Here is a 16894-nt window from a genome sequence, read left to right on the forward strand (position 1 = left end):
AACATGTCCGAACCAACACAATTCAAGCCGTTTGTTTCGCCGCAAACAAATATGAAAGAATTCTCCGTAAAAGCAATTGTTATGGGCTGCGTTATGGGTTGCCTGTTCGGTGCAGCAAATGTTTACCTTGCATTAAAAGCAGGTTTAACCGTAAGCGCATCCATTCCTATCGCAGTTATTGCAATTACAATCGGCAGAAAATTATTAAAAACAACCATCCTTGAAAACAATATCATTCAAACCACAGGTTCAGCCAGCGAAAGCATAGCCAGCGGCGTAGCATTTACATTGCCCGGATTTTTATTTTTATCAATGGTAAACGGGCAGAGTGTTGGCGCCAATTTTTTCAATTATATGACCATTTTAATACTGGCCATATTTGGCGGATTGCTTGGCACATTAATGATGATTCCCCTGCGCCGTTCTTTGATTGTAAAGGAACATGCAACCCTGCCTTACCCCGAAGGAACGGCCTGCGCATCGGTTTTAAAAGCCGGTGAAAAAGGCGGTGATATAGCGAGAACAGCATTCGTTGGTTTAGGCGTTGCAATGGTGTATGCCTTCCTGCAAAAAGTATTGCACATTATTGCAGAAACGCCAGATCATGTAACTAAACTCACCAATAAATATTTTCCTGCAGCAAAAGTGAGTGGTGAAATAACGCCGGAATATCTTGGTGTTGGTTACATTATAGGCCCGCGCATTGCAGGCACACTGGTTGCCGGAAGTGTATTAAGCTGGCTGGTGTTTCATCCATTGCTGGCCACGTTAATCCATGATCAGACTGTTATTGCTGAACAACTGGTAAAGCTTGGTTATTTAAAAGATGTGCAAACAGCCGGCGGCCCCGGCGGCTGGAACCCTGTTACGCATTTATTCGATGACAGCGCTGATGCCATTTACCGCGCTTATGTGCGGCAGGTGGGCGCAGGTGCAGTGGCAGCAGGAGGTTTTATTACATTATTAAAAACCATCCCCACTATTATCACTTCTTTTAAAGAAAGTATTGGTTCTATTAAAAACAATAAAGAAGGCGGCACGCAACTGCGTACCGAAAAAGACCTTAGCTTAAAAATAGTTTTATTTGGAAGCCTTGCATTAATTGCATTGATCGCCTTCATCTCCATGATACCCGGCAATTCAATTGGCAGTAAACTATTGCTGGGCGTTTTGGTGGTAATATTCGGTGCATTTTTCGTTACGGTTTCATCCCGCATTGTTGGCCTTATCGGCACAACAAATAATCCCGTAAGTGGTATGACCATAGCCACTGTAATGAGCACGTGCCTGGTATTTATAAGTATTGGATGGAGTGGAAAAACTTATGAGCCCATGGTGTTGGTTGTTGGCGGTATGATCTGTATTGCAGCAGCTAATGCAGGCGCTACTTCGCAGGATTTGAAAACCGGCTTCCTGGTTGGTGCAACGCCGCGTAATCAACAAATAGCTTTATTTATCGGTGCAATCGTTTCTTCGCTGGTTATTGGCATTACTATAAAAGTGCTTGATAAACCTACTGCTGATATGGTGGCACAGGGTTACTCGCATGCCATCGGCACTGATAAATTTCCAGGCCCGCAGGCAACATTAATGGCTACATTGATAAAAGGTATTTTATCATTTAACCTCGACTGGCAGTTTGTATTTGTGGGCGTTGCGTTGGCTGTTGTAATGGAACTATGCGGTGTAAACTCTTTAAGCTTTGCCATAGGTGTTTATCTTCCGTTAAGCACCACGTTGCCCATATTCTGCGGCGGCGCTATACGTGGTTTTGTTGACTGGCGTAAAAAACGCAAAGGAGAAGTAGAGGCTGAAGATGATTTGGGCAAAGGCAATTTATTTGCAACAGGCCTGGTTGCCGGCGGGGCATTGGCAGGGGTGATAGTTGCTTTATTAATTGCAGGCAGCGAAAGTGTTGCCGCCTCACTTCAAAAAATAAATCTTAAACATTCGCTGGAAGAAGCGCTTGGCGTTGATATATACAAATTACTTGGCGTTATTGCTTTTGCATTAATGGGCTTGATGCTGTATAGAATTGCCATGAAAAAACACGATGAAATAAAAGTATAAAAGCTATTAAATTATTTGGTTAAAATTGATCATCAATAATGCTTTGTCTATCCCTTTCCTTTTATAGACACAAGGTATTGTACAATTTCATGAACGGATGAATCAGGAACAGGTGCGCCATAATTTTTCTGCATTTTGGTAACTATGGTTGTCCATGTTTTTTCGGGGAAATCAGGTTGCATTTGTATGTAGCGTGCAGAGTGGCAGCTCATACAGTTTTGTTTAAAAGTTGTATACCCCGGTTTATCGGGTAGCTCTGAAATAATAGCATTCAGGTTTGTAACGCCGGTATCAGCAACCGGCTGAAGCGGCTGACTGTTATTGCAGGCTGCAACAATCACAATTACAATAACGGCTAACAGGGCTTTATAATTCATACTCATATTATTTGTTATTGTGCATTTATAGCAAGGCTTTCAATTTCATTACGCATGTAACCGCTGCGGTTCCATTGATGAAATGGCTGCGATAATCCTTTGCTGTTTGTTGCCTTCACCCAAAAAACATAGTTACCTTTTTCCGCAGGCGTAAAGTTGTAATGCCATCGGCGCCAGGAATATTTTCCCAGGTCTGCATCAAGCCTGGCCGGCTTCCATGTTTTGCCGCTATCCTGTGAAATTTCTACTTTTTCTATGCCATCACCGCCATCAAAAGCAAGGCCCTGTATATCTGTTGCTTTACCAACTTCAATAGTGTTTTCCGGTTCGGGCGAAACAAACAAAGAACGCACATCCATTTTATTTATCGGCTCCATGTCTTTACTTAACGAGTCCGGTTTTTCATTGCCGTTGACAACACCCTTAGGCACGAGATAAGCTTTCTCCATCCAGAAACCTTTAAATGGTTTATCCAGCACCTGCACTTCGCTTAACATGCCCACCCAATACGTGGCATACCAGCCTGGCACCACCAGCTTGAGCGGATAGCCATTCAGTAAAGGCAACGGTTCTCCATTCATTTCATAAGCAATCATTACCTCACCATCTATTGCATGATCATAGTGCAGCGCCTTTACAAAATCAGGCGTGCTATCCATCGGCGGGCCGTCGAGTCCATTAAAACTAACATCTTTTGAATTTGCTTTAGCGCCAGCCAGTTCCAGTATATCTTTAAGTTTAACGCCCGTCCACTTTGCATTGCCCATGGCGCCATTTTTCCATTGGCCACCTGCCACACGCGGATCAAAAAAACTTCTTGAATTGCCTGCGCACTGACATAAAGCCGTTATAGTATAAGGTTTGAATTTTGTTTTGAGGTCTTCCATAGAAAGCTCAAGTGGCGTGGCTACGTTGCCATTAACGCGCAAACGAAAAGTGTCAATATCCACTTTTGAAGGAAGGGAAGACAAATGCCAGCGAACGAAGAATACATTATTAGGCGTGTAATCTTCCAGGAAATATTTTAACGGTGTTTCCAGGTTGGGCGGCCTGTCAGTAAGTAACAGCATGGAATCTTTTCCTGCAGGGCTTACCAACATTTCGGGAGCATCAGCCGATACCGTTGTTGCAGGCGCTTTTGGTTTTGTATTGCAGGAAAACTGTATAAAGATCAATAACGGCAAATATGTTGTCAGGTATCTTTTCATTCGTACAAGTTTGTTTTTTCATTGCCTCATGCCCGCCTGAACGCTCAGTCGGGCAGGGAACCTCGCTATGCACATTACCTTGCATGAAAAAATTATCATGCTCGGTTTCATTACAAATACTCTTAAAGCAAGTATAAAGAATAAAAACTGTATGGCAAGAAAAAATCAGTATGCTTTCTTAAAGCAAATTGGAAAATATACATCAGATGAAACGAATAGTTAAGGCTTACAAAAGCTCACCGTATTTTTTTATACGTTGAGCTTCCCCCATCCATAATACATTCTGTTGTACCGATGGTAAGCCTGCCTTCCGACAAAGAAAAGCTGCTTGCGAAACCACTGTTATCAAAGTCTATCAGGGTTTGTTTTTTAGCAAAGTCGCAAGGTTTGCCTGTATAAATTTTAAAGGTGCCAGCGTATTGATAAGTTGTATCAGTTGATTTTATTACCTGCGAATAATGATTATCATTAAAAGTAAAAATGTTGCCATTGCCCCGTGCATATTCATGGTGACCGCTCCAGCCTCCATCCGAAGAAATTAACTCCCATGTGCCTTCCAAACCCGGAGATAATTTTTGTGCATCTTTTTTACAGGCGGTAATCGCAACAAATAAAACGGCAATAAAATATTTTAGCTTCATGCATATTCTTATTACAATTCCTGACAAAACCTTTTTTAAAAACGTTGGAATATACTTTTAGATAAGGCTGGTTCAGTCTGCCACAATCCTATTCAAATAAATATTTCACATCCTCTTCGCTCAGCGATTTTATAAACCCGGCATCTTCACTAATGATATCTTTCACCAGCGATTGTTTTTTCTGCTGCAGGGCAAGTATTTTTTCTTCCACTGTATCGCGGCAAATCATTTTATAAGCAAATACTTTTTGCTGCTGCCCAATGCGGTGTGTGCGATCGATAGCCTGCTGTTCTGCCGCAGGGTTCCACCAAGGGTCAATAAGATATACATAATCTGCAGCGGTTAAGGTAAGGCCAACGCCGCCAGCCTTTAAACTTATCAAAAATATCTTTGCTTCATTTGTTGTTTGAAACTGCTGAACAAGGCCCTGCCGTTGTTCTGCTTTAGTGCTTCCATCAAGATATAAAAATGGAACATTATTATTTCTTAAAGCATCTGCAATTAACTGCAACATGCCGGTGAACTGTGAAAACACCAGCACTTTATGATCGCCAATATTTTCTTCCAGCTCATTCCCTAATACTTCAAGTTTTACAGATGCATTTGTAACATCTTTATAATCTTTTAATAACTGCGGCGCATTGCAGGCCTGCCTTAATTTAGTGAGGCCTTCCAAAATATAAACAGCACTGCTGCCAACACCATCTTCAGCTATGCGCTGCAACAAACTTTCACGGTAATAATGTTTCAGCGCATCATATATTTTCCGTTGCTCCTCTTCCATTTCACACCACAGAGTGATCTCTGTTTTTGCAGGAAGATCTTTAGCCACCTGCTCTTTTGTTCTGCGCAAAAAAAACGGGTAGATTATTTTCTTAAGCTGCGCTGATTTTTCTTTATCACCATATTTATCTATAGGCTGCGAGAATTCAGACTTGAAAAATTCGCGGTTGCCAAGTAAACCAGGGTTAATAAAATTCATTTGTGTATAAAGATCAAAGGTATTGTTTTGAACAGGCGTACCGCTTAATATGATCCTGTTACGGGCCCGCAGCCGCACAACAGCTTTTGACAATTGCGCCGCCGGGTTTTTTATTACATGGCTTTCATCACAAACTATATAACCGAAATTAAATTGCTCCAGTTGATCTATATCACTTCGTATGCAACCATAAGTTGTAAGCACGATATTGTATTGTTTGAAAGTATCTGCATCATAATTCCTGCTGCCTTTATAATAAATAAAACATGTAAGCTCCGGCGCAAATTTCTTTAATTCGTTTTCCCAGTTGTACAACAAAGAAGTAGGGCAAACCACTAAATGCGTTTCTTTCTTTTTCTGGTTGGAAACATGCTGCAAAAAAGTTATGGCCTGCAACGTTTTCCCAAGCCCCATATCATCTGCAAGGCAGCCACCCCATTGCATTTCATCGAGCAGGCAAAGCCATTCAAAACCTGCCTGCTGGTAATCGCGGAGTGAAGCTTTAATTGTTTTGGGAACAGTATATAAACGTTCTGTATGTTGCTGTAGCCGCTGCCATTTTTCTTTAAACTGTTTTGCAATGGCCTTTGCAGTGATAGCTTCGCCGTCTTTTATATTATTAAGCAAAGTATGATGCAATGCTGATAACCTGATAGAGTCTTTCTTCACCTGCCCCATGCGAAACAGCATACCATATTCCTGCGCCCATTCTTCAGGAATAGCACCAATGGTTCCATCCTTTAATAAAAGAAAGGATTGCTTATTAAAGATGGCTTTCTGCAAATCAGCCAGCGATACCTGCTGATCACCATAGTTTATTTCAACACGCAGATCAAACCAGTCTATTCCTTTGCCATCAAAATGAATATGTATAACAGGAACATGCGTGTTGTAACGGAAATGTTTTAACTGCTCCATTCCATAGACAGGAATGTTTTTATCAATCAGCTTACGATAAAATTTTACAAACCATTGTTTTTTTTCAGCTTCAGCAAAAGGCAGGTAATAATATCCATTTCTCTGCTTCGAAAACTTTTCATGCATATCGCATAAAAATGCTTTCGTTTCGTTTTCCGCAGCAACATCTCTTTTTACCGTATATCTTTTTCCATCTGCAACTGCAGTAAACATATCACCAGGCTCATCATCAATTTCAAATTCACCGTATTGCCATTTAGTGGTTATCATCAGGAAACTGTTATTCAGTTCGCCTAAATAAATCTTTGGCTGAAGGCTTGTATCGGCAACCGTATCCTGCAGCAATACATCACGGTTTACAGTATAATTTTTTGAAAGCGGCTCTGCTGTGTGCAATAAAAAATCTGTTTCTTTTTCAGGTTGCACATCCACGTAACCTTGAGGATATTTATTTAGTATATCCACATCTTTTGGCGATAGCAAAAAGAATTCATTTTTGCTTTGCAATAAAAAACCACGCCTGGTAAAATCAGTAAGCGGAAAATATTCTTCATTAATATTTATCAATACCAGCATGCGCAATAAACCGCTTTGGGTGCGCACCAGTTCAAAATAAATTTTTGGTGTATAGTTGCTGAATGCAGCCGGCCTGATGAAAATGTTATTAAGATCATCTGCATACCTGCAATACCATTTTAAAAGCGCATTGAAAGGCTTTAATTCCTGCAGGCGGTAATAAATATGCGAGAGCATTTTTTGCTCTACATACGTTTTAAAAGAAACATCATTCCTATTGTTTGAATTATAATTTCTTCCTGCTTCCTGTTTTATTACGGCCAGTTTTTCTGTTGTAAGAAAACGGATAGAATAAACCACTTCGTGTGGCAGCTTATTAAAATCACGCAGGCTTTTTTCTCCGTTTAATGGAAAGACTTTATAATTCCGGTCGCCATTTATTTCATACACCAATAATGCTGCAATGGTAAAAGGAAGTTCTGTTTTGGAAACGAAATCCAGCAGCAAAGCCGTTTCATATTTCCCGTTCTTCTTTCCAGGCTTTACAGCGGGCAGTATAATTGTTTTCTTTGGTAAGTTGTTATTCGTTGCACTCATCTTTCAGCTCATTAAAAAAGCGCAATGATAAAGATTAATGCCATGTGTAAAAAGCAATGTTAGTAAGTATAGGAGCGACAATATATCTTACAATTCATTAGCTTTCCGCGTGCAAAAAATTAATGCAGGTACATCAAACAAATCGGCGCGTATAAAAGCCATTGTAGGCGGCTCTGTTGGCAATCTTGTGGAATGGTACGACTGGTACACGTATGCAGCATTCGCTTTATATTTTTCAGCATCATTTTTTCCAAAAGGAAATTCAACCATTCAATTGCTTAATACAGCAGGCATTTTCGCGCTTGGGTTTTTAATGCGCCCTTTGGGCGGATGGCTTTTTGGCCGCATTGCCGACAGGGTTGGCCGCAAAAAAAGCATGACAGTATCTGTACTGCTTATGTCGTTTGGTTCGTTGCTTATTGCCTCAACACCTACCTATAATGCCATAGGAATTATAGCACCAGTAATATTACTCACAGCGCGTTTACTGCAAGGTTTAAGTGTTGGCGGCGAATATGGCGTTGCTGCAACCTATTTAAGCGAAATGGCTGATAAAAAGAACCGCGGCTTTTATTCCAGTTTCCAATATGTAACGCTTATTGGCGGCCAGTTGATTGCAACAGCTTTGCTTATTTTTTTGCAAAATATACTTACTGAAAAAGACCTGGAAAACTGGGGCTGGCGCATTCCATTTGTAGTGGGCGCAATTCTTTCTATCGTAGCTTTTTATTTAAGAAGAAGCCTTGAAGAAACAACTGCCTTTGAAAAGCAGCGCACAACAAAAATACAGCGTGGCACGCTGCGGGAATTATTCAAACATCCCAAAGCCGTTATGACTGTTGTAGGGCTTACGCTTGGCGGCACAATGGCGTTCTATACTTATACTACTTACATGCAGAAGTTTTTAGTGAACACGGTGCATCTCAGTAAACAGGATGCTACACTCCTTTCCTTTTGTTCGCTTTTAATTTTTGCATTGCTGCAACCTGCATTCGGCGGCCTTTCAGACCGCATTGGCAGGCGGCCATTGCTTATCGGCTTTGGTATTCTCGGCACTTTGTTTACAGTACCGTTGCTTACTGCTTTAAGTATAATATCATCAAAATGGATTGCATTCTTATTGCTTATAGCTGCACTTATAATTGTTAGCGGTTACACAAGCATTAATTCAGTAGTTAAAGCTGAATTATTTCCTGCTGAAGTACGCGCTTTGGGCGTGGGACTGCCTTATGCATTTACCGTTGCTGTGTTTGGCGGAACGGTTGAATACATTGCGTTATGGTTTAAAGCCGCGGGCCATGAAAATTATTTTTACTGGTATATTTCGGGCTGTGTTTTTATATCGCTGCTGGTATATGTTTTTATGAAAGAATCCTCACATACATCTGCTATTAATAAAGAGGATGAAAAATTTATGGATAGCCACCTGTTTGATTGATCATTCAACTACCACTATTCCATTCGCAAGAAAGCTTATTTCTTTTTTAGGTTCAGTAATGGCAGCAATTTCTTCCTGTGATTTTTTTGCATCTTCTGCATAGTGCCGCAATTCACTTACCGGTGTGGTTTTAATGCTGGCAACCGCATCTATAACAACCGTTTTTCCTTTAATGGCAACAGGCGCAAAAAATGCATAATCTTTCATTTTTACAAAAGCTTCTGTTGAGTCGTTTACAGCAACCTTAAGCCAGCAACCTTTTTTGGGGCAAACATCTAAAACCCTGGCTTTTATTTTGGTATTAAAGGAGGAAGCAGTTTCAAGTTTTGCAGGAATAGCAGCCACATCAATAGCATCATCTGCAGATATTATTTCTCCATATTTATCGCCGGGATTTGCATTGCCGGACGGTGGCTGCGCCATTGCGAAAGCAGGAAAAAGAAAAGCAGCGCAAATAATAAATATTTTTTTCATGAGGTTATTTTTTTGCTGCAAAAATATGGTTCATACAGTTATGAATTCATCATTTAAAGTAATTTCATCCATTATGAAATTATTCAGCAAAAAAGAACCCCAAACGGTTGAAGTAAAGGGCCACCAGCTTGTTTGCCCAGTATGCGCAAATAAATATTTCTGGACGCGGCGTGCACAGCTTAACAGATCATCGTCCACTTTTTTTAATTTAGACTGGACGGACAGATCAGCAACTTGTTTTGTTTGTTCGGACTGTACTTATATCTTTTGGTTTTTAGGATAAGCAGCAGGCATGTCAATCGCCCTAACAATCATTATTTCAAAAAGCCTTACACTTCTTATATTTATCGCTACAAATCTCACTTCATGAAATACTTTTTTGCACTAAACTTAATGCTGGTTTTGCTATCAGGCTGTACTCCAAAAACTGCTAAAACCATAGCCAATGAAAACGATGGCTGGATACAGCTTTTTAATGGCAAAGACATTAAAGACTGGAATGTAAAAATCCATCATCATGAATACAATGAAAACTTTGGCAACACATTTCGGGTAGAAGATGGTATGATAAAAGTGCACTACAATCAGTACAAAGATTTTAATGAGCAATTTGGCCACCTGTATTATAAAACGCCCTTCTCTTATTTTCACCTCAAATTTGAATACCGTTTTGTGGGCCAATGGATGAAAACCGCGCCGGAATATACTTTACTGAACAGCGGCGTAATGTTTCATTCACAAGACCCGAAAACAATGCCGAAGGAACAGGATTGGCCCATATCCATTGAGATGCAGTTGCTCGGCGGTGTTAAAGAAGGCGAGCCAAGGCCTACCGGCAATATGTGTTCGCCGGGAACTGATGTGGTGTATAAAGGAAGAATTTCTCCTGACCATTGCATCAATTCAAGTTCCAAAACTTATTACGGCGACCAATGGGTGAAAGGTGAATTAATTGTATTGGGCGATTCGCTTATTACGCACATCATTAACGGCGATACGGTATTGCAATATTCAAAACCGCAAATAGGCGGCGGCGTTGCCAATGGCTATGATCCTGCTCAAAAACAGGATGGTAAATTATTAAGCAGCGGTTTCATTGCCCTGCAAAGCGAAGGACAGGAAATTGATTTCAGAAATATCTACATAAAAAAATTACGTTAACCTCATCAACGTAAATGGTTTGACATTACAAGCATTGTTTAAAAAAATAAGGCCTTTTGTAAAACCTTACAATAAGCTGGTTGCCGCAACGCTTGTACTTACGGCTGTAGGTTCATTTGCTGCACAGGTAAATGCATTCATATTAAAATATACGGTTGACTCCATTAATAAACTTATGGTAAATAAGCAGCCGTTGCAGGAAGGCTTTTATCTTCTTGGTATTATAAGTGCCGTGTTGCTGGGCAAAGAACTTTTGTATTCATTGATACAATTCGGGCAAAAGTTTTATGGTGAAAAATTAAGGATATATATAGCGCGGGATTTTTCGCAGACCATCGTTGAAAAGATACTGTCTTATAAAATGGCCTTTTATACTTCATCAGATAACGACAGCGGCAAATTGCAAACAAGAATTGATTCGGGCATAAGCAGTTTAACAAGGCTTGTTCAAAATTTCTTTATTGATATTCTGCCTTTGTTTGCAAATGCTGTTGTGGCTTTGTTCTTTATGTTCTATGCCAATTTTTATATTGGTTTGGTAAGCTTATGCATTGTTCCTGTTTATTTTTTTGTAAGCCAGCAACAAGCAAATAAATTAGGCGGGTTCAGGAGAAAGATGCGCCGGTACCGCGAAGTAAAAAGCAGTTCGATTATCAGTCTTATAGAATCTATTACAGTCATCAAATCATTTATTCGTGAGCCGCTGGAAGCAGAACGTCATAAAACAATTCAGTATGATATGACGGAGAACCAGATGCAAACGCGCAAAACTAATTTTATATTCGACAGTATTAAAAGTTTTATTGAACAGATCGGCGTTGTTATCATCATTATTCTCACTGCTTATTTTGTATTGAATGGAAATATGACTATTGGCGCTATTATGTACCATGTTATGTTGTTCGGCAATGTATCAAGCCCTATACGCCAACTGCACCGTATTTATGATGAGTTGAATGATGCATTGATTTATTCCGAAGCCTTTTTTGAAATTCTTGAAGCAGATAATGAAACAGAATCGAGCGGTGATTACATCCCCCAAAAAGTAAACGGTCATTTCAAACTTCATAAGGTGGATTTTCAATATCCCAACGGAACAAAAGCCTTATCAAACATTTCATTTGAAGTGCCCGCAGGCCAAACTACTGCATTGGTTGGTTTAAGCGGCGCCGGAAAAAGCACCATCATTAATTTGCTGGATAAATTTTACGAACCTGCAAGCGGTGAAATACTATTGGACAATATTAATCTCGTTGGTTATAACACACAGGCATTAAGAAAAAATATTGGCCTTGTTTTACAAAAGAACCACATTTTTAACGGGAGCATTGCCGAAAATATCCAGTATGGAAAAACAGATGCAACGCGGGATGAAATAATTGATGCGGCAAAAAAGGCTTATATACACGAGCAGATTATGGATTTGCCGAAAGGCTATGAATCGGAAGCAAAATTATTATCGGGCGGGCAGCAGCAGCGCATTGCCATCGCCAGGTTATTTTTAAAAGACCCGGCCATTATTTTTTTGGATGAACCTACCGCAAGCCTTGATGCCATTGCAACAGAGCAAATAAAAAACAGCCTGGATGCCATTAAAAAAGACAGAACTGTCATCATCATATCACACAGTATATCGCAGATTATTGATGCAGATCATATTGTTGTGTTAGAGAAAGGGCGCGTTGCCGAAGTGGGTACCCACGAAGAACTTTTTGACAATAAAGGCGTTTATTATTCCATATTTACCGCCATGGCCAATAGCCTTAATATTGATAAGATTATCGGCGCCCTTGATTAAAAATTTTATTGCTTCATAACCTTCCCTAAAGGCAAAATCTATTTACCAGAAATATTATTCAGATGCTTCAGTTGTATAAGCGCTTACCGGCTCGCAGGTACATATAAGGTTCCTGTCGCCATACGTATTATTAACCCTTGCCACAGAAGGCCAGAATTTATTAAGCGTTACATAGTATAATGGGAAGGCAGCCTCTTTTCTTGTATATGCGTGGTTCCATTCATCTGCACAAACTATTGCCTGCGTATGCGGCGCATTCTTTAACGCATTATCTTTTTTATCAGCTTTGCCTTCTTCTATATTTCTTATTTCCCCGCGAATACTTAACAGCGCATCACAAAAGCGGTCAAGCTCTGCTTTATCTTCACTTTCTGTAGGTTCTATCATAATAGTTCCAGGCACCGGAAAACTTAGCGTGGGTGCATGAAAACCATAATCCATTAAACGCTTGGCAACATCTTCTGCTTCTACTTCTGCCGATTTCTTAAATGGACGTAAATCAACAATAAATTCATGCGCACAGGTTCCGTTGGTGCCAAGGTATAAAACATCAAAAGCTTCCTGCAGCCTTGCCCGCATATAGTTGGCATTCAGTATGGCATATTCGCTTGCTTTTTTCACACCATCTTTACCCAGCAATCTTATGTAAGCATAACTGATTAATAAAATGGAGGCTGAACCGTAAGGTGCAGCGGAAACAATGTTGTGAGTTGTGAGTTGTGAGTTGTGAGTAGATGCCACTGACCACTCACCATTCACAACCGACGGCAAAAAAGGTTTCAAATGTTCCTTACAGCAAATCGGGCCCATGCCGGGGCCGCCGCCACCATGAGGAATAGCAAATGTTTTATGCAGGTTCAGATGGCAAACATCTGCACCAATTAAACCCGGCGCAGTTAAACCAACCTGCGCATTCATGTTGGCGCCATCCATATACACCTGCCCGCCGTGGGCATGCACTATCTCTGTAATTTCTTTTACGGTTTCTTCGTATACACCATACGTGCTTGGATAAGTTATCATAATACCTGCAAGATTGGCTGCATGCTGTTCAGCTTTTGTCTTCAGATCATTCACATCAATATAACCGTTTTCCAAAGCCTTTACCACTACCACTTTCATGCCCGCCATTACTGCAGAAGCAGGATTAGTGCCATGCGCCGAAATGGGTATCAGCATTATATTTCTGTGCGCATCTCCCCTGCTTTCATGATAAGCTTTTATAGTTAACAAACCTGCGTATTCGCCCTGTGCGCCGCTGTTGGGCTGCAGGCTGCAGGCATCGAATGCGGTTATCTCGCTTAAGTAATCTTCCAGCTCTTCAATCATTAACTGGTAACCGCCTGCCTGTTCTTTTGGTGCGAAAGGGTGTATTTTGCTCCAGTGGTTCCAGCTTAACGGTATCATTTCAGTTGCAGCATTCAGCTTCATAGTGCAACTGCCAAGCGAAATCATGGAAGTGTTTAAAGAGAGGTCTTTATTCTCCAGCAATTTTATATAGCGCATCATCTGGCTTTCGCTGCGGTGAATATTGAAAACAGGATGCGTTAAGAAAGAAGATGATCTTTTTGCAAAAGACGGAATATGCGCCGGCTCCGCGTTTTCTTCCACTTCAAATCCAACAGGGTCAATATCGTTTTCAAAACAATTGATAAGATCGTAGAGATCATCCAGCATCACCGTTTCATCCAGCGAAATACCAATCAAATTATTATCGATATAACGAAGATTGATCTTCTGGCGCTCCGCTTTTTCTTTTATAGGTTTTATATCATCCACCTTAATGGTAATGGTATCAAAATAATTTTGCGATACAAGTTGAAACCCTCTTGCTTCTATACCTTCAGCAACAATTTGCGTAAGCACAGCAACACGCTTTGCAATATTTTTTAAACCTTCAGCGCCATGATACACAGCATACATTGCCGCCATATTGGCTAATAAAGCCTGCGCCGTGCAAATGTTGGATGTAGCTTTTTCACGTTTTATATGCTGCTCTCTTGTTTGCAAAGCCATGCGCAAAGCACGGTTGCCCTGCACATCAACACTTACGCCGATAATGCGGCCGGGAATGTTTCTTTTAAATTCATCTTTAGCTGCAAAAAAGGCTGCATGCGGGCCGCCATAACCCAGCGGAACCCCAAACCGTTGTGCAGAACCTACTGCACAATCTGCATTCAATTCGCCGGGAGAAGTTAATAAAGTCAATGCGAGCAAATCGGTAGCCATTACAACAAAAGCATTATTGTTATGCACTTCGTGAATAAACTCGCGGTAATCTTCAATAGAACCTTTATCGTTGGGATACTGAACAATGGCGCCAAAGAAAGATTTATCTATTGAAGCAGTTTTATAATCGCCAAATACCAGCTCAATACCAACAGGTTTTGCCCTTGTAATTAGTACTGATTTTGTTTGAGGGAATATTGCTTCGTCAACAAAAAATTTTGCCCTTTCAATATGATCGTGATCACGGTTAAGCAGGTTAAAAAACATGGTCATGGCTTCTGCCGCAGCAGTTGCTTCGTCCAGCAGCGATGCATTGGCAACAGGCAAACCTGTAAGATCGCTTACCATGGTTTGAAAGTTTAGCAGGCTTTCCAAACGGCCCTGTGAAATCTCGGCCTGGTAAGGCGTGTATTGCGTGTACCAGCCCGGGTTTTCAAAAATATTTCTCAAAATAACCGAAGGCGTTATGGTATCGTAATACCCCTGGCCAATGTAATTTTTAAATATCTTGTTTTTAAGGGAGATATTTTTTATATGCTGAAGATATTCATATTCGCTCATAGCTTCAGGCAGCTTCAACTCATGGCTCATGCGAATGTTTGCAGGAACAGTTTTTTGCACCAGTTCGCTTAAACTGTTAACGCCAATCACTTTCAGCATTTCCTTTAATGATTCGTTATCAATGCCAATATGCCGCCCTGCAAATTCGCCGGACTGAGATTCAAATAGATTCATACTAACTCCTGTAGAAAAAGGGATTAAAAAAAGATGCGCAAAGTTACGCGCAATCAGCCGTTAATAAAAGTGATCGTGGATAATGTGTGAATGTGCGGTTGCAAGTTTCAAAAAAGCATTAATTTAATAAAATTAAATATTATGGCGCCTTGCTTATTGAATTGGGAATCAATTGATTTACAATTATAGGATCTATAGGGATTTCATTGCATGCGCCCTCCCCAATCTTTTCTGAGGCCCGCAATTCATCACTTGTCATGCGGCTGCCATCGTGGCTCCAGCCAGGCGGGCCAAACAAATAGCCAAGCCTTTGCCTGAAGCTGATGCCTCGCTGGAAAACATCTTTCCACATCTGCCTCCATTCGTGAAAAATAATGGTTACCGCATTTTGGTTTTCGATGTTTTTGGTAAGGCCATATTTTATGGTTTGATATTTCTCTTTGGGCAATTCTTCCTGGAATGTTCCGAATAATTTATCCCACACAATTAAAAACATGCCCATGTTTTTATCAAGGTATTTTGGATTGGATGCATGATGCACACGATGATGCGAAGGCGTGACCAGGATATGCTCCAGCCAGCCCATTTTACCGATCATTTCCGTGTGCACAAAAATGCCCCAGATTTGTGTGGCTGAATACATAAATACAATATCAACCGGCCTGAAGCCAAACCATGCAAGCGGGATAAAATAAATGAAGCGGTAAAGCGGCTGGAATACAGATGAACGAAAACCTACGGAAAAATTTAGTTTTTCAGAACTGTGGTGCGTAACATGCGTGGCCCAGAAAAAGCGGATTTTATGATCGAAGCGATGCAGCCAGTAATATAGGAAATCTTCTGCCAGCAATAATATCATCCAATATAAAAAGGCATTGTGCCATTGCATTACAGCATGCAGAAAAAAATATTGCAGAATAGCAAGATACACGATGCGGAAGGTGAGGTCAATACCGGAATTCACCAGCATTAAATACAGGTTGGTAATCGTATCTTTTAAAGTGTAAGCTTTGCGATGACCAAGATGTGAAAGCAAAATTTCGAGCCCGATTATAATAAAATAAATGGGGGTTGAAATTAAAATGAGCCATTGTTCCCTTAGAGAATCCATCAAACAGTTTGCAGCAGTTTAATTTAAAAAAATACAAAAATAATTGTTGTGTTGTGAAAGACGCGTTAGAAAAACAACCAGGCCGCTACTTCTGCTTAAACCCAATTTCTATAAAAGAGTTTTTAATGCTATTGCTGTTGAGGGTGGTTACATAAATGGTTTTGCCGGTTTTGCAACCGCAGGCGGCGCAGACAACGCCAGGGTTATCGCTTTGTTCTATGGATAGACCGCCAACATATAAATCGCGTGCATTTAAGTAACCCGCAGCATTTTCCAGGGTTATGCTATCGTCGTTGCTGGTTTCCCAGGGGTCGCTGCACATGGTTTGCTCGTAATAAAAGCTAATATATTCGTGTTTTGCAAGAGGTTCTTTTTTAGAACATGCGCAAACTGCAACAATCGTAATCAAAAAAATAGCCAGTTTCGTTTTCATTATTTCTTAAATAAGCTGTGCGACTGACACCGGCTTAATTAAAAACGTTGCAATTGATTTATCAAAAAATATAAATAACCCTTCAGCGGCTAATAAAAAACAAAGCGCAAAATACTTGCGCATTGAATGAATTCTTTAATTAATATGTTGAAAGATGCGATATAAAATCTGCAATGATTATTTACCCAAACGTTCCCTGAAAAATC

Annotated in this window: 12 protein-coding genes; 4 read left to right on the forward strand and 8 right to left on the reverse strand. The window is 40.4% G+C overall.

Annotation, left to right across the window (positions count from 1 at the left end):
* The first annotated feature begins 3 nt into the window (after positions 1-3).
* The gene (locus tag BM015_RS14530; RefSeq protein WP_090659926.1) at positions 4-2070 is read left to right on the forward strand and encodes an OPT family oligopeptide transporter; all 2067 of its coding nucleotides are present in this window, start codon (positions 4-6) and stop codon (positions 2068-2070) included.
* 47 nt (positions 2071-2117) lie between these two features.
* Here BM015_RS14530 and BM015_RS14535 read toward each other — a convergent pair whose 3' ends face one another.
* From BM015_RS14535 to BM015_RS14550, 4 genes are all read right to left on the reverse strand, one after another.
* Positions 2118-2447, reverse strand: a complete 330-nt coding sequence (locus tag BM015_RS14535) for a hypothetical protein (RefSeq protein WP_090659929.1) — start codon at positions 2445-2447, stop codon at positions 2118-2120.
* Between the two features lie 14 nt (positions 2448-2461).
* Positions 2462-3655, reverse strand: a complete 1194-nt coding sequence (locus BM015_RS14540; protein WP_090659932.1) for a molybdopterin-dependent oxidoreductase — start codon at positions 3653-3655, stop codon at positions 2462-2464.
* A gap of 236 nt (positions 3656-3891) precedes the next feature.
* On the reverse strand, positions 3892-4296 hold the full coding sequence (locus BM015_RS14545; protein ID WP_090659935.1) for a hypothetical protein: 405 nt from the start codon (positions 4294-4296) through the stop codon (positions 3892-3894).
* Positions 4297-4384: 88 nt separating this feature from the next.
* Positions 4385-7309, reverse strand: coding sequence for a DEAD/DEAH box helicase (locus BM015_RS14550; RefSeq protein ID WP_090659938.1), 2925 nt, complete (start codon positions 7307-7309; stop codon positions 4385-4387).
* A gap of 109 nt (positions 7310-7418) precedes the next feature.
* On the opposite strand from BM015_RS14550, the gene BM015_RS14555 reads away from it, so the two are divergent.
* A complete protein-coding gene (locus tag BM015_RS14555) occupies positions 7419-8747 on the forward strand; it encodes an MFS transporter (RefSeq protein ID WP_245751437.1) in 1329 nt (442 codons plus the stop codon).
* Here BM015_RS14555 and BM015_RS14560 read toward each other — a convergent pair whose 3' ends face one another.
* Positions 8748-9221: a DUF4920 domain-containing protein gene (locus tag BM015_RS14560; protein ID WP_090659944.1), complete on the reverse strand. Its 474-nt coding sequence runs from the start codon at positions 9219-9221 to the stop codon at positions 8748-8750.
* Positions 9222-9587: 366 nt separating this feature from the next.
* On the opposite strand from BM015_RS14560, the gene BM015_RS14570 reads away from it, so the two are divergent.
* Both BM015_RS14570 and BM015_RS14575 read left to right on the forward strand, forming a co-directional pair.
* Positions 9588-10382, forward strand: coding sequence for a 3-keto-disaccharide hydrolase (locus tag BM015_RS14570; RefSeq protein ID WP_090659946.1), 795 nt, complete (start codon positions 9588-9590; stop codon positions 10380-10382).
* 19 nt (positions 10383-10401) lie between these two features.
* A complete protein-coding gene (locus BM015_RS14575; RefSeq protein WP_090659949.1) occupies positions 10402-12180 on the forward strand; it encodes an ABC transporter ATP-binding protein in 1779 nt (592 codons plus the stop codon).
* 54 nt (positions 12181-12234) lie between these two features.
* On the opposite strand, the gene gcvP is transcribed toward BM015_RS14575, so the two are convergent.
* The 3 genes from gcvP to BM015_RS14590 form a co-directional block, all read right to left on the reverse strand.
* Positions 12235-15144 (reverse strand): aminomethyl-transferring glycine dehydrogenase, encoded by a 2910-nt coding sequence (gcvP, locus tag BM015_RS14580; protein WP_090659952.1) that lies wholly within the window; start codon positions 15142-15144, stop codon positions 12235-12237.
* Between the two features lie 139 nt (positions 15145-15283).
* The gene (locus BM015_RS14585; protein WP_090659955.1) at positions 15284-16255 is read right to left on the reverse strand and encodes a sterol desaturase family protein; all 972 of its coding nucleotides are present in this window, start codon (positions 16253-16255) and stop codon (positions 15284-15286) included.
* 85 nt (positions 16256-16340) lie between these two features.
* Positions 16341-16688, reverse strand: a complete 348-nt coding sequence (locus BM015_RS14590; RefSeq protein ID WP_090659958.1) for a hypothetical protein — start codon at positions 16686-16688, stop codon at positions 16341-16343.
* Positions 16689-16894: the final 206 nt, after the last annotated feature.

This window comes from Parafilimonas terrae (assembly GCF_900115755.1).
Taxonomy (GTDB): Bacteria; Bacteroidota; Bacteroidia; order Chitinophagales; family Chitinophagaceae; genus Parafilimonas; species Parafilimonas terrae.